General features: G+C 69.7%; 18 protein-coding genes. 7 read left to right on the top strand and 11 right to left on the bottom strand.

What is annotated here, in order from left to right:
- Positions 1-7 precede the first annotated feature (7 nt).
- From JYJ93_RS36440 to JYJ93_RS36420, 5 genes are all read right to left on the bottom strand, one after another.
- The gene (locus JYJ93_RS36440) at positions 8-1,672 is read right to left on the bottom strand and encodes a hypothetical protein (RefSeq protein WP_206799222.1); all 1,665 of its coding nucleotides are present in this window, start codon (positions 1,670-1,672) and stop codon (positions 8-10) included.
- The gene (locus tag JYJ93_RS36435) at positions 1,669-2,502 is read right to left on the bottom strand and encodes an ABC transporter ATP-binding protein (RefSeq protein ID WP_206799220.1); all 834 of its coding nucleotides are present in this window, start codon (positions 2,500-2,502) and stop codon (positions 1,669-1,671) included. Before JYJ93_RS36435 ends, JYJ93_RS36440 begins: the two co-directional genes overlap by 4 nt.
- Positions 2,503-2,586: 84 nt before the next feature.
- A complete protein-coding gene (locus tag JYJ93_RS36430; protein ID WP_014394116.1) occupies positions 2,587-2,967 on the bottom strand; it encodes a response regulator in 381 nt (126 codons plus the stop codon).
- Between the two features lie 102 nt (positions 2,968-3,069).
- Complete coding sequence (locus JYJ93_RS36425; RefSeq protein ID WP_206799218.1) at positions 3,070-4,062, bottom strand: amidohydrolase family protein; 993 nt, start codon at positions 4,060-4,062, stop codon at positions 3,070-3,072.
- A complete protein-coding gene (locus JYJ93_RS36420; RefSeq protein WP_206799216.1) occupies positions 4,059-4,313 on the bottom strand; it encodes a hypothetical protein in 255 nt (84 codons plus the stop codon). Before JYJ93_RS36420 ends, JYJ93_RS36425 begins: the two co-directional genes overlap by 4 nt.
- Before the next feature lie 325 nt (positions 4,314-4,638).
- On the opposite strand from JYJ93_RS36420, the gene JYJ93_RS36415 reads away from it, so the two are divergent.
- Positions 4,639-4,914 (top strand): hypothetical protein, encoded by a 276-nt coding sequence (locus tag JYJ93_RS36415; protein WP_206799214.1) that lies wholly within the window; start codon positions 4,639-4,641, stop codon positions 4,912-4,914.
- A gap of 147 nt (positions 4,915-5,061) precedes the next feature.
- Here JYJ93_RS36415 and JYJ93_RS36410 read toward each other — a convergent pair whose 3' ends face one another.
- Together JYJ93_RS36410 and ggt are read right to left on the bottom strand one after the other, a co-directional pair.
- Positions 5,062-5,844: a TatD family hydrolase gene (locus JYJ93_RS36410; protein WP_206799212.1), complete on the bottom strand. Its 783-nt coding sequence runs from the start codon at positions 5,842-5,844 to the stop codon at positions 5,062-5,064.
- Positions 5,845-5,865: 21 nt separating this feature from the next.
- Entirely contained in the window at positions 5,866-7,629 is a 1,764-nt protein-coding gene (ggt, locus tag JYJ93_RS36405) for a gamma-glutamyltransferase (RefSeq protein WP_206799210.1), read from the bottom strand.
- Positions 7,630-8,017: 388 nt separating this feature from the next.
- Here ggt and glmU point away from each other — a divergent pair, with 388 nt between their 5' ends.
- Both glmU and glmS read left to right on the top strand, forming a co-directional pair.
- Positions 8,018-9,418, top strand: a complete 1,401-nt coding sequence (gene glmU, locus JYJ93_RS36400; protein ID WP_206799208.1) for a bifunctional UDP-N-acetylglucosamine diphosphorylase/glucosamine-1-phosphate N-acetyltransferase GlmU — start codon at positions 8,018-8,020, stop codon at positions 9,416-9,418.
- A 114-nt stretch (positions 9,419-9,532) separates the two neighbouring features.
- The gene (glmS, locus tag JYJ93_RS36395; protein ID WP_206799206.1) at positions 9,533-11,368 is read left to right on the top strand and encodes a glutamine--fructose-6-phosphate transaminase (isomerizing); all 1,836 of its coding nucleotides are present in this window, start codon (positions 9,533-9,535) and stop codon (positions 11,366-11,368) included.
- A 77-nt stretch (positions 11,369-11,445) separates the two neighbouring features.
- Here glmS and JYJ93_RS36390 read toward each other — a convergent pair whose 3' ends face one another.
- From JYJ93_RS36390 to JYJ93_RS36375, 4 genes are read right to left on the bottom strand one after another with little or no spacing between them, the layout of a single operon-like run.
- Positions 11,446-11,709: a hypothetical protein gene (locus tag JYJ93_RS36390; RefSeq protein ID WP_269012998.1), complete on the bottom strand. Its 264-nt coding sequence runs from the start codon at positions 11,707-11,709 to the stop codon at positions 11,446-11,448.
- Positions 11,706-12,200 carry a DUF3106 domain-containing protein gene (locus JYJ93_RS36385; protein ID WP_206799205.1) on the bottom strand — a complete coding sequence of 165 codons (495 nt, stop codon included), beginning with the start codon at positions 12,198-12,200 and terminating at the stop codon, positions 11,706-11,708. Before JYJ93_RS36385 ends, JYJ93_RS36390 begins: the two co-directional genes overlap by 4 nt.
- Positions 12,200-12,679, bottom strand: a complete 480-nt coding sequence (locus tag JYJ93_RS36380) for a zf-HC2 domain-containing protein (RefSeq protein WP_206799204.1) — start codon at positions 12,677-12,679, stop codon at positions 12,200-12,202. The genes JYJ93_RS36385 and JYJ93_RS36380 overlap by 1 nt, the downstream gene beginning before the upstream one ends.
- Positions 12,676-13,278: a sigma-70 family RNA polymerase sigma factor gene (locus tag JYJ93_RS36375; protein WP_120576842.1), complete on the bottom strand. Its 603-nt coding sequence runs from the start codon at positions 13,276-13,278 to the stop codon at positions 12,676-12,678. Before JYJ93_RS36375 ends, JYJ93_RS36380 begins: the two co-directional genes overlap by 4 nt.
- 91 nt (positions 13,279-13,369) lie before the next feature.
- Here JYJ93_RS36375 and JYJ93_RS36370 point away from each other — a divergent pair, with 91 nt between their 5' ends.
- From JYJ93_RS36370 to JYJ93_RS36355, 4 genes are all read left to right on the top strand, one after another.
- Complete coding sequence (locus JYJ93_RS36370; RefSeq protein ID WP_206799203.1) at positions 13,370-14,140, top strand: hypothetical protein; 771 nt, start codon at positions 13,370-13,372, stop codon at positions 14,138-14,140.
- Between the two features lie 112 nt (positions 14,141-14,252).
- Positions 14,253-15,338, top strand: coding sequence for a recombinase RecA (gene recA / locus JYJ93_RS36365; protein WP_206799202.1), 1,086 nt, complete (start codon positions 14,253-14,255; stop codon positions 15,336-15,338).
- Positions 15,339-15,508: 170 nt separating this feature from the next.
- Positions 15,509-17,731, top strand: a complete 2,223-nt coding sequence (locus JYJ93_RS36360; protein ID WP_206799201.1) for an alkaline phosphatase D family protein — start codon at positions 15,509-15,511, stop codon at positions 17,729-17,731.
- A gap of 158 nt (positions 17,732-17,889) precedes the next feature.
- Positions 17,890-19,947 (top strand): right-handed parallel beta-helix repeat-containing protein, encoded by a 2,058-nt coding sequence (locus JYJ93_RS36355; protein WP_206799200.1) that lies wholly within the window; start codon positions 17,890-17,892, stop codon positions 19,945-19,947.
- The last annotated feature ends 12 nt before the right edge of the window (positions 19,948-19,959 follow it).

Genomic DNA, 19,959 nt, shown 5'->3' with positions numbered 1-19,959 from the left:
GCCCGGGCTACTCGCGGGTCACCGCCCGGAGGACGATCTCCCGGCGTTGATCCAACAGCCGCATCGCCCAGGGGCGCGTCAGCAGGTACACGCCGAAGTGGAGCACGGCGAACCCGAGGATGAAGGCCACGGACCCCCAGCCCGGTCCGTCCTTCCCCGCGGCCCGCAGCGCATGGCCAAACGGCATGCAGCCCACGCTGGCCGCGAGGATGCCCAGCATGGACGCGGTGAGGGGGATGCGGTCGCGGCGCTTCAAGCTCGCGTGGAACTTCACCGGGAAGTACAGCGACAGGAAGTTGCCCGCGGCCAGCAGCATGGGCACCACCGCCGCCACCGAGGCCATGGCGCACAGGAAGTCCACGAGCGTCCCCGAGCCGAAGTACACCCGGTAGAAGGCGCCCACCAGCACCGCCATCCCCAGCGCCGCCACGCCCTGCACCCGGTTCTTCGCGCGCAGCACGTCCGCCAGGTTCATGGGCGCCGCCAGGAACACCGCGAAGCCGTGCCCGTCGTACGCGAAGGTGTTCTGCGAGAACGTGGACGCGATGACCACCGCGCCGTAGATGCTCAGGCCGCCCATCACCCACGCGTCCGCGCTGCCGCCCAGCAGGTACACGAAGAGGTCCCGGCCGGAGAGCAGCTTCAGCAGGATGGCCAGGATGAAGGGCACCGCCGCCAGCAGCCGCGCGCGCGGGTTGTTCCACAAGTCCAGCACCTCGCGGCGCAGGAGCGTGTCGAAGCGCGAGCCCGTGGTGGCGAATGGATCGCTGTCCTTGCCGTCCCCCCGGTCGCCGCCGGAGCGGCCTCCCGCCTGCCGGTGGAAGCGCATCAGGAGCGCGTACGCCACGACCATGCCCATGGCGGTGAAGAACAGGAGCCCGAAGGCCTCCAGCATGGCGATGCCCACGCGTCCGTGCGCCAGCTGCCCCAGCCCGTCGCCGAAGAAGCCCGGGGGCACCTGGCTGAGCGCCACCGCCGCGTTGATGATGAGGCTCATGTCCAGCGCGCCCACGCCCGTCTCGCCCACGCTGGTGAGCCACGACGTGTCGATGGGCGGGATGAACGACGCGGCCACGAGGAACGCCACCATGCCGCCGCCCATGATGCGCGCGCTGTGCTTCGCCCGTAGCACGTTGATGACCGTGTAGAGGCCCACCCGGCTCCACGCCGCGCAGAAGAGCGCGAACAGCACGTAGAGCACCGCGGCCAGCCACGGTGACGCCAGCCGGTGCCGCGACGCATAGCCCACCGCCGCGCCGGTGAGGGGCGCGTAGAACACCAGCGCGCGCGGCTCGAAGAGGCTCGCCACCGTGGAGCCCATCAGCAGCCGGAACGGCGAGATGGGGAACGCGGCGTAGCGCGACAGCTCCGAGTGGTCATCCACGCCCGCGGACAACAGCGGCCACGTCACCCAGGTGGCGGCGGTGACGAAGCACAACAGGTTGAGGATGAAGTACGGCCACACGTTGCTGTGCACGATGAGCGGCAGCCGCATCAGCTTGAAGAAGCTCAGGCCCAGGAGCACGCCCGGCGCGCTGGAGCCCACGAACGCAGCCACCGCGAGCAGGCGGCTCTTGCCCGGGCCCTGGTTGAGGCCCAGGTGCAGGCGCAGGCCCCAGAGCAGCAGCAGGTGTTGGAAGAAGCCGGGGACCCTCGGACGCGGGGTGCTCACGCGGACTCCCGGCGCAGCGGCACCACGTTCGGCGCGGGCTCACCGTAGAACGACAGCTTCGCGTTGCGCGCGGCGGGCACGGCGATCAGCTTCTCGAACACCGCCTCCAGCGAGGACACGCCGTGGCGCTGGCGCAGCTGCTCCACCGGGCCCTGATCCAACATGCGCCCGCCCCGGATGACGCCCGCGTGCGTGGCCAGCCGCTCGGCGATCTCCAGCACGTGCGTCGTGAGCAGCAGCGTCACGCCCCGGCGGGACAGCTCGCGAAGCAGCTCGCGGATGACGCCCGCGGCGAGCACGTCGATGCCCTCGAAGGGCTCATCCAGCAGCACCAGCTCCGGCGCGTGGATGAGCGCCGCGGCGATGGCGAGCCTGCGGCGCATGCCCTTGGAGTACTCCGCCACCAGCGCGCCCGCCTTGTACGTGAGCTCCGTCAGCTCCAGGAGCTCCACCGCGCGCGACGCGGCTTGGGCGCCGTCCAGCCCGTACATGCGCGCGCAGAAGGTGAGGTACTGGCGGCCGGTGAGGCGCTCGAAGAGGCTCAGCTCCTCCGGCACCACGCCCACGCGCTGCTTCACCTCCAGGGGCTTCGCCACGGCGTCCACGCCGAGCATGCGGATGGTGCCCTGGTCCGGCCCGTACACGCCGGTGAGCAACGCGATGGAGGTGGACTTGCCGGCGCCGTTGGGGCCGAGGAACGCGTAGAAGGCGCCCCGTGGAATCTGAAGCTCCAGGCCGTCCAGCGCGGTGAAGGTACCGAAGCGCTTGACGAGGCCGTGAGCGTCGATGGCCAGCTCGGAGCCGGCCGGTTCTGAAGAGGGGGGCGTCATGAAGGACGCCATCACACCATGCACCCAGGGGCTGCCCACAATCCTCGGGTTGACGGATGGTGCGGCCCGCCGGCGCTTCCCGACTCAGTGCACCATGGCCACCTCCGGCGGCCCGACGATCTGCTGCACGGTGGTGCGCACCTTGTCCAGGTCCACCGGCTTGGAGATGTAGCCGGCGGCGCCCACCAGCTCCGCCTCCCACTCGAAGCCGTAGCCGGAGATGATGATGATGGGCAGGTTGCGCGCCCGGGGCATCTTCTTGAGCGCGTCCAGCAGGCCCCAGCCGCTCATGACGGGCATGCGCAGGTCCAGGAGCACTGCGCCCGGGATGTCGTCCTCCAACAGATCCAGCGCCTCACGGCCGTTCTTGGCCTCGATGGTGGCATAGCCCATCTCCTGGAGGGCATCGCAGATGAGCGTGCGGTGACTCGCGTCGTCGTCGACGACCAGGATGAAGTTCGACATGGGCTTGAGCCTCTGGAGTGGCGGCGTCTGCTTGGGGACCGCGATTCTATGGGGTCGAAGATGGGAATGCCCCTTCCATTGCGGAAGGGCCTGCGTTTCTTTTCAACATTCCCCATACAGCGACAGCGTGTTACCGCCCAGCACCCCCGCGAGCGCGGCCTCGTCCAGCCCCAGCCCCGCCAGCGCCCGCAGCTCCCGGTCCCACGCATAGGGGATGTTGGGGAAGTCCGTCCCATAGAGGATGCGCCCGGGGCGGACCTCCAGCGCCTTCCGGGGGAGGGGCACGGGGAAGTAGCCGCCCACCGCCATGGTCGTGTCCAGCCAGAGCGTGTCGTGGCGCTCCAGGAGGCGCGCGTACGCGTCGAACTCGTCGGCTCCCAGGTGCGGCACGCACAGCTTGAGCGTGGGATGATCCTTCAGCACGCGCTCCACCCGCTCCGCGGCGCAGAGCTGGTACGGATCCACCGGATACTGGGAGCTGGACGGCTCCCGCCCCGAGTGCATCACGAGCGGCTTGCCCGCCCGCGCGCACGCTTCATAGAGCTCGTGCAACGGGGGCGCGTCCGGGGCGAAGGCCTGGACGTGGCAGTGCAGCTTCACGCCCCTCAGCCCCAGGGCGAACGCCTCCTCCAGGATGGCGACGGCCCCGGGCTCGCCCGGGAACACGGTGCCGAGCCCGATGACGCGGGGCTCGGCCTTCGCCACCTCCGCCATGAAGGCGTTGAGCGCGCGCGCCATGCCCGGCTTGTGGGCGTAGTGCAGGGCGACCACGCGCTCGACGCCCCGGGACAGGAGGAACGACAGCACGCCCGGGGTGTGCAGTTTGTAGCGGATGGGCCAGCCGTAGCGATCGAACCAGCGCCACACGGCTTCAAAAACGCGATCGGGGAACAGGTGCACGTGCGCGTCCACGACGGGCGGCAGGCCGGGGTCCACGCGGGGCCCCTCCTCGTCCGCCAGCGCGGGCATGGGCATCTGGATGCCCTGCTCCCGCCAGGTCGCGGCCGGCGAGGACGCCAGGCACGGCGCTGGCGCGTCGGCGTCCTCGTGTCCGGGGTGGGCGTGCGCTCCAGGAGGCTCCTGGCGGACCGTCATCCGCCCGTGCCCGGTCCGGAGGGCTTCTTCGCGTCGGCGTCCTCGTTCGGGTCCAGGTCCAGGCGCCGCAGGTAGCTGTTGTGCGCGTAGCCCTGGCGCTCCAGCCGCTGCGCCTCGATGGCGTCCGCGACCTTCGAGCACACCTGGCCGAGCATGCGCAGGGACTCGGCGATCAACCGCTCCGCGTGATCCTGCGCGTTGGCGGACGGAATGATGGGACGGTCGCGACGGAACGGCAGGGGCAACTTCATTCGCTGGAATCTAAGGGATGCCCCACCGGGGTGCCACGCGTCAGTCCCGCCCCGTCCCCTGGCCGCCCCTCCCCGGGCCGCCCGGTTCACACAGTGTTGACAGCGCGACGCGCCATCGCCCCCAGGGTCGGGTTAACGGCGTTGACAGTGTTCCAGTTTACATTTTGCGCCGGCCCCGCCCCCGAGGCACCCCTGGGCACGCCCTTGAGCGTTGGCAACCTCCTGTAATCCCGATGGGTTTACGAATTTTCAAGCGGGGGGATGACAGCGCGGGGATTCGCCTCTACATTGCGTCCGTCGGATTTCACTCAAGAGGGTGCTGCGCATGGCTTACGACGGCGAGCTTGTGAAGATGCAGAACGGTCGCTGGGCGCGATTCCAGCGGTGCCAGGTGTACCGGCCGGGCGTGACGGACGCTGGCGAGACCATGCTCCTGATCGCGGTGGAGCTGGAGGAGCGCTATCAGCAGCTGCTCGACGAGGCGGCGGACTCCCTCGCGGAGTACCGCTCCCAGGGCGTCCCCGTGCAGGTGCGGCTGGCGCCGGACGCGCAGGGGCTCACCCTGCACCCGGAGGCCCAGGTCTCCGTCTCGTTGAACTAGGCCCCCCTCCAGGGACACAGGCTGTAGAGCCACGGGCTCCGCGCTTCACGGCGTGGGGCCCGTCGCATTTACAGCGCTGACAGCTCGGGCCTTGCGTCCACTTTTCAACGCACCGCGCGCCACCCGCACGGCGCGTGGATGCCGCGCTCAGTCGTGGATCTGGAAGAAGCGGGCGGCGTTGTCCCGGGTGACCCGCCGGACGATGCGCTCGGACAGCTTCGCCTTGCCCAGGAGGTTCGCCGTGCGCGCGAGCCCCAGGATGTCCCCCGCGCCGTCGCCCGCGTCCGAGTCCAGCACCAGCCGCTCGCTGCCCAGCCGCCGCACCAGGGCCACCGCCCGGTCCGCCTGGAGGGCCTCCGGGTGCAGGGTGAGGCCGGCCCAGTGGCCCACCTCCAGGATGGTCCGCACGGTGCGCGCGTTGGCGTGGTCCACCAGCGCGCGCGAGGGCGCGAGCCCCGACTGGCGCAGGAGCGTGAGGATGCGCCGCGTGTGGCGCTCCTTGTCCTTGAGCGGCGTGTGCACCACCACGCGCAGCTTGAGCTGACGGGCCAGGGCCAGCTGCTCCAGGAAGGCCTCTTCCTCCTCCTCGCCGCCCGCGTGCAGGCCCGTCTCTCCCAGGGCCACCACCCGGCCGCCCTCGAAGTAGTCCGGCAGGTGGCTCAGGACCTCCGACAGGCCCCGGCGCGGGATGCAGCGCGGGTGCACGCCCAGGGCGGCCCAGGCGCGGATGCCCAGCCGCTCCAGGCGCGGCAGCTGCTTCTCCACCAGCTGGTCGAAGTGCTGGCGCAGCGCCTTGGCCGTGGGCTCCGGGAAGTGGTGCGCCACCACCAGGGCCCGCTCCACGCCGAAGAAGCGCATGGACTCCAGGTCCTGGTCCGTCAGGGCCTCCGGGTGGAGGTGCGCATCGAAGAGCGGGAGCGGCTCGGCCACGGGCAGTGTCTCTCCTTCGTTTCAGTCCTGGCCCGTCGCGGCGCCCTCATTGCGCGGGTCACTGGAGGAATAGCGCAGGTGGGTGCTCGGGTCGCTGTAGACGGCCTCCGCGTCGCCCCATGCGTCCACCCGGCGAATCTTGTGGCCCTTCGCCTCCAGCGTGGACAGCGTCGCCGGCTCCAGCCCCCATTTGTCCACCCACAGCTCGTCCGGGAGGTACTGGTGGTGCAGCCGGCCCTCGCCCACCGCGCGCGTCACGTCCATGCCGTGGTCCAGCACGTTGCTGATGGCCTGGATGACGGTGGTGGGGATGGTGGAGCCGCCGGGGCTGCCCACCGCCAGCATCACCCGCTTGGGGTCCTCCTTGGAGAACACCAGCGTGGGCGACATGGAGGACAGGGGCACCTTGCCGGGCTGGATGGCGTTGGGCTCCCCCGTGACGAGCCCGTACGCGTTGGGCACGCCCGGCTGCGCGGCGAAGTCGTCCATCTCGTCGTTGAGGAGCACGCCGGTGCCCTTCGCCACCAGGCACGAGCCGAAGCTGTAGTTGACGGTGGTCGTCATGGCCACCGCGTTGCCGTCCTTGTCGATGACGGAGATGTGCGTGGTGTTCTTCTTCTCCGGCTCCGGCGTGAGGGGCTGCGCGTCCTTGCTCAGCGTGGACGCCGGGCCGCCCTTCAGCGGCGCCAGCAGCGACGCGCTGGGCGTGGCCTTCTTCGGGTCGATGCCGCCCGCCAGGTCCGCGATGTGGCCGGGCGACGTCAGCCGCTCCAGCGGCACCTGCACGAAGGCCGGGTCGCCCAGGTACTTCGCGCGGTCCACGTACGCGCGCCGCACGGCCTCCACGTAGAGGTGGAGCGACTCCGGGTCGCGGTACGGCACGCCCTGCGGCCGCAGCTGCTGGAGCATGCCCAGCACCTGCACCACCGCCAGCCCGCCCGCGCTGGGCGGCGGCATGGTGAGGATGCGGTGCCCGCGGTAGGTGGTCTCCAGCGGCGTGGCCGGGCGCGTGCGGTAGTTCGTCAGGTCCTCCTGCGTGAGCAGCCCGCCCGCGTCCCGCACCGTCTTCACCACCGCCTGCGCCACCGGGCCCGCGTAGAAGGCCTTCGCGCCCCCCTTGGCGATGCGCTCCAGCGTGCGCGCCAGGTCTGGCTGTTTGATGAGGTGCCCCACCGGCGGCACGTCCGGCGTGCCCTGCGCGTTGGGCACGAGGAAGATGCGCGCGGCCTCCGCGTCCCGGCTCAGGCACTGCACGCGGCCCTTCGCCATCTGCTGGTACTTGGGCGTCACCCAGAAGCCCTGCTTCGCCAGCCGGATGGCCGGGGCCAGCACCACCGCGGGCTTGAGCTTGCCGTGCTTGGACAAGAGCTCCAGGTAGCCCGCCACCGCGCCCGGCACCGCCACGCTCAGGGCGCCGTCCGTGGACAGCCCCGGCACCAGCGCGCCGTCCTTCAGGTACATGTCGCGGGAGGCGCCCTTCGGAGCCACCTCCCGGAAGTCCAGCACCTGCGTGCCGCCCGACTTCGCGTCATGCACCAGCGCGAACCCGCCGCCGCCCACGCCGGAGTGGTAGGGGCCCACCACCGCCGCCGCGAACGCCGCCGCCACCGCCGCGTCCACCGCGTTGCCGCCCTTGTCCAACATCTGGAGCGCGGCCTCGCTCGCGGGCGGATACGCCGTGGCCACCGCACCTCCCCGGTAGGGACGTGCCGCACCCGCCTGAGTCGCCACCAGCAACACCGCGAGTCCCAGCGCGCGGAACGACTTCCGTCCCACGGCTCCCATGTGTGCTTTCCCCACCTGGACGCCTTTCCTTGTGATTTCCGGCCGTTCCCTAATGCACCATGCGCCGCGCCCGGACCAGGGTTTCAACTGGGCAACATTTTTTTCCTTGGATTGTGAGCGAAGGCGGGGCACTCTCGGGGAATGCGCAGCAACTGGCGGTGCTCATGAGTCTTCCGAACCCCGTGGAAAACCCGGCGTCGGTTCCGACTCCGGTCCCCACGACGGCACGGCTGACGACGTTCCTGAAGCCGCGCTTCGGCATCACGGTCCAATGCAACACGTTGTGTGTAGCAGTCAGCGCACGGCCCCCTCCGGATGCCCCGCGATCTGTTTTGCCGTCCGGGCGCGGTTGACGAGTTGATCGGCGGTCCCTAATTCTCCGCCGCATATGACAGCTCTGGCGGCGGTTGTGCTGTGCGCGGGCAAGGGCACGCGGATGAAGTCGGAGAAGGCCAAGGTCCTTCACCCCATCCTCGGCCGTCCCCTCTGCGCCTATCCCTTGAAGCGGGCCCTGGAACTGGGCGCCACGCACGTGGTGCCGGTGGTGGGCCACCAGGCTTCGGAGGTGGAGAAGTCCATCCGCGCCCACTTCCCGGACGCGCCCCTGCGCTTCGCGCTCCAGAAGGAGCAGAAGGGCACCGCGGACGCGGTGAAGGCCGCGGAAGACGCGCTGAAGGGCCACGACGGCCGCGTGCTCATCCTCTACGGAGACGTGCCGCTCTTGCGCAAGGAGACGCTCCAGGCGCTGCTCGCCGCGCATGACGCCGCGGGCGGAGTGCTGGCGCTGGTGTCCACCACGCTGGAGGACCCCACCGGCTACGGCCGCGTCATCCGCGAGGGCGGCAAGGTCGCGCGCATCGTGGAGCACAAGGACTGCACCCCGGAGCAGCGCGCGGTGAAGGAGTGCAACGCGGGCATCTACTCCGTGGACGCGGCCTTCCTCTGGAAGGCGCTGGCCGAAATCAAGCCCGTCAACGCGCAGGGCGAGTACTACCTCACCGACCTGGTGGAGATGGCCGCGAAGGTGGGCCCCGTGGGCGCGGTGGACGCGGACGCCACGGAGACCGCGGGCGTGAACGACAAGGTGGAGCTGGCGGCGCGCGCCCGCGTCCTCCAGCAGCGCATCAACGAAGCCCACATGCGCGCGGGTGTGTCCATCCAGGACCCCGCCACCGCGTACATCGAAGAGGGCATCACCATTGGTACTGATACGGAAGTAGGCCCCAGCGTCTCGCTGATGGCCGGCACCGTCATCGGCAAGGGCGTCATCATCGGCCAGGGCAGCGTGCTCACGGCCTCCCACGTGGCGGATGGCACCCACATCAAGCCCTACTCCGTGCTGGAGGAGGCGCGTGTGGGCGAGCGCTGCATCATCGGCCCGTTCTCCCGGCTGCGCCCCGCCACGGAGTTGGCAGAGGAAGTGCATCTGGGGAACTTCGTGGAGACGAAGAAGGCCCGCATCGGCAAGGGCAGCAAGGCCAACCACCTGACTTACCTGGGCGACGCGAACATCGGCGCGGGCTGCAACATCGGCGCGGGCACCATCACCTGTAACTATGACGGGGTGAACAAGCACCTGACTGAACTGGGCGATGGCGTCTTCATCGGCTCGGACAGCCAGCTGGTGGCGCCGGTGAAGGTGGGGGACGGCGGGTATGTCGGCGCGGGCACCACGGTGACGAAAAATGTGCCTCCTGGGAGCCTCGCTGTGTCCCGCGCGCCACAGGTCGTGAAGGAGGGGTGGGTGGCGGCGAAGAAGGCACGGCAGGTGAAGGTGAAGGCTGGTTAGCAAGAGTGCTCGCCTGCTGGTCGGTCGGCGGGGCGGGGTTGGGCGTGTTGGGCGTGAACGGGTTGCCCGTGGTTTGCTCCGGCGCCGCGGGACGAGAAAGAGGCAGGGAAGAACATGTGCGGGATTGTTGGCTACGTCGGTGACAAGGAATCTGCTCCCATCCTGGTGTCGGGCCTGAAGAAGCTCGAGTACCGGGGCTACGACTCCGCGGGCGTCGCGGTGGTCGGCGGCAACCAGCTCAACGTGGTGCGCGCGACGGGCAAGCTGCGCAACCTGGAGAACCGCGTGGTGCAGGACCTGCCCAGGGGCACCACGGGCATCGGCCACACGCGCTGGGCCACGCACGGCCGTCCCTCCGACGAGAACGCCCACCCGCACACGTACAAGAACGTCGCGGTGGTGCACAACGGCATCATCGAGAACCACCTGGCGCTCAAGGCGGAGCTGCGCGCGCGCGGCCACGTCTTCTCCTCGGAGACGGACTCTGAAGTCTTCGCGCACCTCATCTCCGCGGAGGTGGAGCGCGGCGTGGACCTGCCGGACGCGGTGCGCGCGGCCATCAAGCAGGTGAAGGGCACCTACGGCCTGGTGGTGGTGTGCTCCAACGACCCGGGCCGCATCGTGTGCACGAAGGACGCGTCGCCCATGGTGCTGGGCCTGGGCCAGGGCCAGAACTTCATCGCCAGCGATGTGCCCGCGCTGCTCGAGCACACGCGTGACTTCGTCTACATGGAGGAGGGCGACCTGGCGGTCGTCACCGCGGCGAAGGTCGATATCTTCAACCGCGAGGGCAAGCTGGTGAACCGCCCCACGCGCCGCATCGACTGGACGCCGATGATGGCGGAGAAGGGCGGCTACAAGCACTTCATGCACAAGGAGATCCACGAGCAGCCCCGCGCCATCGCGGACACGCTGCGCGGCCGGATGCTCCTCACCGAAGGCGACGTCCACTTCGAGACCTGGAACCTCACGCAGGAGCAGGTCCAGACCTTCACCAAGGTCACCATCCTGGCCTGCGGCACGTCCTGGCACTCGGGCGTGGCCGGCAAGCACATGATTGAATCCCTGGCGCGGCTGCCGGTGGAGGTGGAGCTCGCCAGCGAGTTCCGCTACCGCGACCCCATCGTGGAGAAGAGCCACCTGGTCATCGCCATCAGCCAGTCCGGCGAGACGGCGGACACGCTCGCGGCCTTCAAGGAGGCCAAGCGGCTGGGCGCGCACACCATGGCCATCTGCAACGTCATCGGCAGCGCGATGACGCGCGAGGCGAACCTGCACGTCCTCACCAACGCGGGCCCTGAGATTGGCGTCGCGTCCACCAAGGCGTTCACCACGCAGCTCGTGACGCTGTACCTGCTGGCGGTGAAGCTGGGCCGCATGCGCGGCACGCTGTCCGTGGAGGGCGCGCAGGAGCACCTGACGCACCTGACCCAGGTGCCGAAGATGATTGAAGAGGTCCTCAAGTGCGAGCCGCAGGTGAAGCGCGTGGCGCGCGAGTTCATGAACGCGCAGGACTTCCTCTTCCTCGGCCGCGGCCCCATGCACCCGGTGGCGCTGGAGGGCGCGCTCAAGCTGAAGGAGATCTCCTACATCCACGCGGAGGGCTACGCGGGCGGTGAGATGAAGCACGGCCCCATCGCGCTCATCGACGAGAAGATGCCCGTCGTGGTCATCGCGCCGAAGCAGCCGCACATCGCCTACGAGAAGATCATCGGCAACATCGAGGAGGTCCGCGCGCGCGGCGGCAAGGTCATCGCCATCCTCGACGAGGACGACAACCAGGCGGACACCCTGGCCGACCACGTCATCCGCATCCCCGCCGCCTGCGCGCTGCTCGCGCCGGTGGTGGCCACCATCCCGCTCCAACTGCTCGCGTACCACGTGGCGGAGATGCGCGGGAACGACGTGGACCAGCCGCGCAACCTGGCCAAGAGCGTGACCGTCGAGTAGCGCTTCACGGCTTCCACGCCTGAACGCGAAAGAGCCCGGACTCCCTTCACCAGGGGGCCCGGGCTTCTTCGTTTCCGCTACTGCTCGTCCGCCAGCTCCAGGAGCACCTCCAGGTCCGCGGCGGCGTCCAGCGACTCCAGCAGCTCCAGGTTCTCCACCACCTCGCGATCCTCGTCGGTGAGCGGGGGCTGGGGGCGGCGGGGCTCGGCGGGCGGGGGCGGGGCCTCCGGGTGCACGGCCTTCGCGGGCGGGGAAGCCTCGTCGGGCGGGGATTGCTGGGCGGACGCGGGCACGCCCGCCGCGAGCGCGAACAGCAGCAGCCAACAGGGCGCGGGCCTCACTTGTCGCGCCGCCTTTCGCGCAGCCGCTCGCGTGCCTCCTGTCGCTGCTCCTGGGACATCCGCCGCCAGCGGCGCATGTTCTCCAGCATCTGCTCGCGGCGCTCCGGGTGTTCCTTGAGATAGGCGCGCATCCGGCCCCGCAGCTCCGCGCGGCGCTCCGGGGTGAGGCCGCGCAGCTCGCGCACCTGCTCACGCACCGCCTGCCGCTCCTGGGGCGACAGCTTCTGGAAGTCGCGCAGGTTGGTCTTCAGCCGGTCGCGCTCCTCCGGGGGCAGCTGCCGCCAGCGCTGGAGGTTCGCGCGCACGCGGGCCTGCTCGTCCGGGGACAGGGCCTTGAACTCGCGCAGCTTCGCGCGCAGGGCCTCCTTCTGCTCCGGCGAAAGCTTCTCGAAGCGCTCCGCGGCGGTGGGCGCGGGGGCGTTGGCGGCGCGGGCGGGCATGCCGAAGAGCAGCGCCACCGCCAGCACGCCGGCGGTCATCCTTCCCAGCATCACGGCACCCCCAGTTCGTGGAGGTTCTCGACGACCTCCAGGTCTTCGGAGCTGTCCAGCCCCAGCACTTCGTAGTCCTCGACCAGCTCCAGGTTCGCCGCCACCTCCAGCGCGCCCGGGTCCCACTCCTCCAGCGCGGGCGCCTCCACGCGCGTGCGCCCGGCCACGAGCAGCGTCAGCGCCACCGCGGCGGCCACGCCCGCGGAGGGCACGAGCACGCCGGGCCTCAAGAGGTGCGCGAACCGCTCGCGCCAGGTGGGCGGCAGCGCGTCCACCCGGGCCAGCAGCTCGCGCCGGGCGGATGGGGAGGGCGTGAAGGCGGGCAGCTCCGCCATCCGCGCCACCGTGAGGCGCAGGAGCCTTTCCGTCGCCTGGCACTCCACGCAGGTGCCCAGGTGGGCCTCCATGCGCGCGCGGTGCGGGGGCGGCAACTCCCCGTCCACCCAGGCCGTCAGGTCTTCTTCGTAGGAACAGCTCATGCCCGACTCCTCGCGGGCACGGTGCCCGCCTGCAACGCTTCAATCCTGCGCGCCACCGCCAGGGTGGCCCGGTGGATGAGGCTCTTCACGGCGGCCTCGCTCGCCTCCAGCGCCTCGGCGATGTCCCGGTACGCCATGCCCTCGAAGCGGCACATGGTGAACGCGGCCCGTTCGCGGTCGCTCAAATCCTTCAAGGCCAGGCCCACCGCCGCTTCCAGTTCGCGGCCGCTCAACGCCTGGTCGGGCCTGTCTCCGTCGGGCCCTGGCATCCGCATCGCCCCCACGTCTTCCTCCGCCGGGGCCTCCGCCGTGAGGCGCGCCACGCGGTACTCGCCGCGCCGCATCTCGTTGAGGCAATGGTTCGTCGCCACCCGGAAGAGGAACGTCTTGAACTTCGCCGTGGGCTTGTAGGAGCGCGCGTGGCGGTAGAGCTTCACGAAGATGTCCTGCGTGAGCTCCTCCGCCCGCGCCGCGTCCCCCACGAAGCGGAACGCGAAGCGCGCCACGCTCGCGTGGTGCCGGTCGAAGAGCCAGGCGAAGGCCTGCTTGTCGCCCGCCGCCACCTTCAGCATCGCCTGCGTGTCCGGGTCCCAATCCATCCGTGAGGCCCCAAACCCCGTTGCCCGCTGGAAGTTGCGGGCCACCCCCACTTTGAACCCCACGGGGCGCCCCGGTTACAGTTTCGCCACCGTGTCCGATGCTTTCCGCCCACGTTCGCGCACACCGGCCCCCCACCCGGGAGGAGAGGCGGAGCCCCCGTCGGACCTGGCGGCCTGGGAGCCTGCGTCGGAGCCCCTGGCGCAGGGCGGCACGCCCACCCCTCCCACGGACTCGCCGCTGCCCATGTACCTGCTGGCGCAGCAGGCCCGGCGCGCCCAGGGCGACGAACAGAAGCGCTTGGCCTGGAACCTCAACCAGCTCCTGGAGGAGATGGCGGCGCAGGGCGGAGGCCGGGCGGAGGCGGACGCCTTCCAGCGGCTGCTGGAGGGGGGGAACCTGGACGGGCTGGTGGACTCGGACGGGCGCTCCTGTCGGGCCACGGCGGTGGAGTCCCTGCTGTCCCTGGGCTTCCCCTACGCGCTGGAGGTGCGCCCGGAGGACCTGGAGCACCTCACCCACGCCCCCGCCCCGGGCACGCGGCTGACGCCCCCCCGGGGAGGCCCCTTCCCGGCCCTGGCGGTGGGGCTGGGGGCGCTGGCGTTGCAGGTGGTGCTGGGACTCACAGGCGTCGTCGTGCCTGGCGGGCTGCTCATCCTGCAGGGGCTCCTGACCCTGCTGTCCCTGACCGTGCTGACGGTTGCCTCCGTGGGCTCTCCCCTGTATCGCGGAGCCCTGGCGCTGCTGACGGTGGTGTCCGGGGTCGGGTTGGGGATGGTGCTGGTGCCAGAGGTTCCGGCGGGTTGGGCGGCCGGATTGGGCGGGCTGGTGGCCGCCTTCCTGGCTGCCCTGCGCAAGAGCTGACCGCCAGGACCCGAAACGGATGTCAGAGGGGTGGACTAGGGTCTACCCATCGCGTACTAAAAGCGCGTTCAGGTGGACCGGGGTGGTCCACTCTTCCAAGGAGCGACGAGAAATGGCCGTGAATCAGGAGAAGGAAAAGGCGATCGAGCTGGCGCTGGCGGCGGTGGAGCGTCAGTTCGGCAAGGGGTCCATCATGCGGCTCGGCAACGACGAGCCCATGATGAAGGACGTCCAGGCCATTTCGACGGGGTCCACTTCGCTCGACATCGCCCTGGGCGTGGGCGGCGTGCCGCGCGGGCGCATTATCGAAATCTTCGGGCCGGAGTCCTCCGGCAAGACGACGCTGTGTCTCCACATCGTCGCGGAGGCGCAGAAGAAGGGCGGCGTGTGCGGCTACATCGACGCGGAGCACGCCATGGACGTGGGCTACGCGCGCAAGCTGGGCGTGCGCACCGACGACCTGCTCCTGTCCCAGCCGGACACCGGTGAGCAGGGCCTGGAAATCGCGGAGATGCTCGTGCGCTCCGGCGCCATCGACGTGCTGGTGGTGGACTCGGTGGCCGCGCTCGTGCCGAAGGCGGAACTGGAAGGCGAGATGGGCGACGCGCACATGGGCGTGCAGGCCCGCCTCATGAGCCAGGCGCTGCGCAAGCTCACGGGCACCATCTCCAAGAGCCAGACGTGCGTCATCTTCATCAACCAGATCCGCATGAAGATTGGCGTGATGTTCGGCAACCCTGAGACGACGACGGGCGGCAACGCGCTGAAGTTCTACGCGTCGCAGCGCATGGACATCCGCCGCGTGGGCGCCATCAAGAACGGCGAGAACGTGGTGGGCAGCCGCACCCGCGTGAAGGTCGTGAAGAACAAGGTGGCGCCGCCGTTCAAGGAAGTCGAATTCGACATCATGTACGGCGCGGGCATCTCGAAGGAGGGCGACCTCATCGACCTGGCCTCCAACGAGAACATCATCGAGAAGAGCGGCAGCTGGTTCTCCTTCAAGGGAGAGCGCATCGGCCAGGGCCGGGAGAACGCGAAGGAGTACCTGCGCGAGCACCCGGAGACCTACAAGGAGGTCGAGAGCCTGGTGCTGGAGAAGTACGGCATTGGCAAGACGGCCGGTGCGGCGGCCCCCGCGGCGGAAGCAAGCGAGCCGGCGGAAGGCGAGAAGCGCCCGCGCGTGAAGGCCGTGAAGTAGCCCTCCGGGCATTTCGTGGAAGGGCCCGCCGCGCACCTCCGGGGGGAGCGGCGCGGCGGGTGAAGCAGAGAGAAGGGGCCGGTCTCCAGCGATGGGGCCGGCCCCTTTTTCTTCACCGTGAGAGGGATTGGGCGCGTGACGCGCACCGTCATCACCGGCCTGTCGCCGGGATGTTTCGTGTGGAGGGAGGAGCGCCTCTAGACTTCGCGACCTGGGAGCCCCTTCACCCCTGCTCCCCGCTGGAGTCCATCGCCTTGTTCAACCCCTTCAAACGCCGCACGTTCCTGCAAGCCGTGGTTGCTGTCGCGGCGACGACGACCTTTGGATGCTCCGACGACGAGTCGACGGACGCGTCGGATGGCTCGCCCTACTTCCCGCAGTCGCTGGCGTCGGGGGATCCGCGTCCGGACAGCGTGGTGTTGTGGGTGCGCGTGGAGGACAAGGACCGCGCCGGGTCGGACCTGCCGCTGCGCCTGGAGGTCTCCCCGACGGAGGACTTCAAGACGCTGGTGCTGGACAAGAAGGACCTGTCCGCGCTGGCGGCGCATGACCACGCGGTGAAGGTGAAGGTCACCGGGCTGTCCGCGCGCACGACGTACTACTACCGCTTCTCCTACGAGAAGGACGGCCAGAAGCACACCACGCGCACCGGCCGCACGCGCACCGCGCCCGCGGCGGGGGATGACGTGCCGGTGAAGTTCGTCTTCGCCAGCTGCCAGGACTTCATTGGCCGCTACTACAACGCCTGGCAGCGGCTGTTGCAACTGGACGCGGACCTGGACTTCATCGTGTTCCTGGGCGACTACGTCTACGAGACGACGGGCGACACGTCCTTCCAGTCCGGCGACGGCGGCCGGGCCATTCGCTTCAGCGCGCCGGACGAGGCGCTGCCGCAGGGCGCGGGCCTCACCGCGTACCTGGCGGCGAACTCGCTGTCCAACTACCGCGACCTCTACAAGACGACCCGCACGGACAAGCAGTTGCAGGCGGTGCACGAGCGCTACCCGTTCATCATCGTCTGGGACGACCACGAGTTCTCCGACGACTGCTGGCAGGACGTGGCCACGTACGAGGACGGCAAGCGGGACGAGACGCAGCTGGACCGCAAGCTCAACGCGGAGCAGGCCTTCCTGGAGTACATCCCGCTGGACACGGCGCAGTCGCCCGAGGGCGCCATCGACGTGGGCAGTGAGCCGCGCTTCCCGAACTCGCGCATCTACCGCGACTTCGAGTACGGCAAGCACCTGAAGCTGCTGGTGACGGACTACCGCAGCTACCGTCCGGACCACCTCATCCCGGAGGACGCGTATCCGGGCGGCGTGGTGCTGGACGAGACGCTCCTGGGCGCGGCGCTCCAGGGCCAGCCGGACGCGGTGAAGGCCACGTTCCAGACGGACACGTTCGCGTACGTGAACATCGACGACGCGGCGTACGCGAACCACAAGCAGGTGCTCCAGGGCGTGTACCTGAGCCAGGCGAAGGCCGCGGGCCTGACGGACGAGGAGGCCGCGCAGAAGGCCGCGAAGTGGGTGGCCGGGCCCGTGGCGCTCTACTACGTGAACCAGGTGCTGGCGGCGGTGAACAAGGCGCTGGTGATTGCCCCCGCGGGCAAGCCCCGGGGCCTGGCATACGCGCACATGGGCAAGGCGGCGCTCTTCAACATCCAGGGCTCGCGCTACGTGGTGGTGAAGGACACGTTCGACCTGTTCGCGGCGGTGAAGTTCCAGCTGTCCAAGGGCAAGAGCGAGGACGTGTTCGGCCCGGACCAGGAGGCGTGGTTCAACCAGACCCTCACCACGGCGACGAACACGTGGAAGATGGTGGTGAGCTCCACGTCGCTGTCGGCGCTCATCTGGGACTTCCGGCAGCAGGCGGACATCAGCGACCCGACGCTGCGCCAGCGCTTCTACTTCAGCGTGGACCAGTGGGACGGCTTCCCCACGAAGAAGAAGGTGATGCTCAACACGCTGAAGGCCGCGGGCGTGACGAACACGCTGTTCATCTCCGGGGACATCCACGCGTCGTTCGCGTCGGTGGAGGAGGGCGTGCCCGTGCTGACGGCGCCGGGCATCACCTCCGGCTCCATCAAGAGCCTGGCCAGCCTGGCGCTGATTGGCGCGGGCTACGCCGCGGGCGCGCCGGTGTACCAGCACGCCGTCGTGGAGATGGAGAAGACGCTCCAGGCGTCCAACCCGGGCCTGCGCTTCGCGGACGCGGACTCGCACGGCTTCGTGATGGTGGAGGTGAAGGCGGATGAGACGCTCGCCACCTTCCACCTCATCCCCGCCGCGGAGGTGGCCAAGGACTACTCCAAGCGCGCGGACAGCGAGCTGGAGGCGAAGTTCACCTCGAAGACCTTCCGCGTGAAGAACAGCGACATCCAGCCGGCCTGAGCTGGACGGTCATGAGGTGAAGAGGAAGGGCCGCGTGGGGGTGCTCCCCGCGCGGCCCTTTTTCGTGGCTGGGGGATTTTGAGATTTTACAGGTTTGTGCTGTTTTTCTTGGACAGGGCTCCCATTAGGGAGTCTGGGACACCGGGAAGGAGCACACCGTGGGCGCGCGCAAGGGATGGCAGGGAGTGCTGGGCGCAGGGCTGATGATGGCCGTGGGAGCGGCGGAGGCGGCGCCGTGGCGGAGCGTGCTGTACCCGGAGACGTGGACGCCGGGGTACTCGCAGCCGGGCAACGCGTCGCGGTTCCTGCATGACTTCTCCTACGCGGGCTACCGGATGCGGCAGGCGGAGCCGCCAGTGCGCACGGACCGGGTGCTGGACGTGACGCAGGCGCCGTACTTCGCGGACAACACGGGGGCGTCGGACGTGACGGCGGTGTTGCAGCAGGCGCTCGATGACGCGGGGGCGGTGGCGGGGGGCGGGGTGGTGTACCTGCCCCGGGGCACGTACCGGGTGGCACCGCCCGCGGGGAAGCCGTACGCGCTGCTCATCCGGTACAGCAACGTGGTGCTGCGCGGGCAGGGCGCGACGTCCACGTTCCTCTACAACTCCGCCACGGACATGCGCAGCAAGCGCGTGGTTCAGGTGAGCCCGCGCGACACGACGGTGTCCTGGACGTCGGCTTCGACGGCGTCGGTGGCGCTGACGCAGGACGCGCCCAACCAGGCCACGCGCATCCAGGTGGCGAGCGTGTCCGGCTACACCGTGGGCACGTGGGTGGTGGTGCGGGCGGACCTGACGGCGACGCGCAGCGCGGAGCTGAACATGGGCACGGAGTGGACGTCGCTGCCCGGCCCGTCCTTCTACCGGCAGGTGGTGGCGGTGGACGCGGCCACGCGGATGCTGACGCTGGACATCCCGCTGCGCCAGGGGCTGCTGATGCGCGACAACGCGCGGGTGTACCGCGTGCCCGCGCACCTGTCGGAGGTGGGCGTGGAGCACCTGGCCATCGGCATGCGGGAGAACCCCACGCCGGGCCTGGCCGAGGAGGACTACTCGGTGCCGGGCACGGGCGCGTACCAGGTGCACGAGTCCACGGCGCTCCTGATGAACCACGTGGTGGACGGGTGGGTGCGCGGCGTCAGTTCCTACCGGCCGCCGTCCAACACGCAGGACGTGCACGTGACGTCCAATGGCATCGACCTGAACTACGCGCGCAACGTCACGGTGGAGGGGTGTGAAGTCGACAAGCCCCAGTACAAGGGCGGTGGCGGAAACGGCTACCTGTATTCCATCCGGGGCAGCGACAGCCTGGTGAAGGACAGCGTGGCGTACGGCGGGCGGCACAACTTCGACTTCCGCTCCATGCACACCACCGGCAACGTGCTGTTCAACAACCGCGTGTCCAATGGCGAGAAGGTGTCTGACTTCCACATGCACCTGAGCGCGGCGAACCTGGTGGACAACACCACGCTGTACCTGGAGCGCTTCGAGGCGGCGGACCGCTCGCCCTACGGCACCACGAGCCACGGCGTCACCACGACGGAGAGCGTGTTCTGGAACACCAACGGGGCGAAGCCGCCTCCGTACGGTGGGAACAGCGTGGTGCGCTCGCAGCAGTACGGGCAGGGGTATGTGATTGGGATGCGCGGCAGCGCGACGGAGGTGAACGCGGTGGTGACGACGAAGACGGCCCCCGCGGACCTGGTGGAGGTGGCGCAGTCCGGGAACGAGCTGGTGCCGCAGTCGCTCTACGTGGACCAGGTGCAGAGGCGGCTGGGGCGCGCGGTGGAGCACGACGCGCGGGTGCTGGTGTACCAGGCGGAGAACCTGAAGCCGACGAGCACCCCGGACCCGTCGTCCACCGGCGTGGAGGCCGGGCCGGAGCTGGGCGGGGTGCGCTACCACAACACGAGCGCCGTGGGCGCGAAGGTGACGTACACGCTGTATCCGCGCACGGTGGGCACGTTCGCGGTGCGGGTGCGCACCAAGCGCAACAACGGGCGGGGGCAGTACCGGCTGGACGTGAACGGGGTGGCGGTGGGCGGGACGCGGGACGAGTACTCCGCCACCACGCAGTATGTGGAGGTGGAGCTGGGGACGGTGACGTTCACGGACCTGGAGCCTCAGGCGTTCACGTTCACGACGGTGGGCAAGAACGCGGCGAGCACGGGCTACAACGTGGCGTTGGACGTCATCCGTCTGGTGCGGCAGTAGGCGAGCGGCGCG

The organism is Corallococcus sp. NCSPR001, from assembly GCF_017309135.1.
In the GTDB taxonomy this organism is placed as follows: Bacteria; Myxococcota; Myxococcia; order Myxococcales; family Myxococcaceae; genus Corallococcus.
The sequence above is the reverse complement of the archived record's forward strand: the minus strand, read 5'-3'. Positions and strand labels throughout refer to the sequence as shown.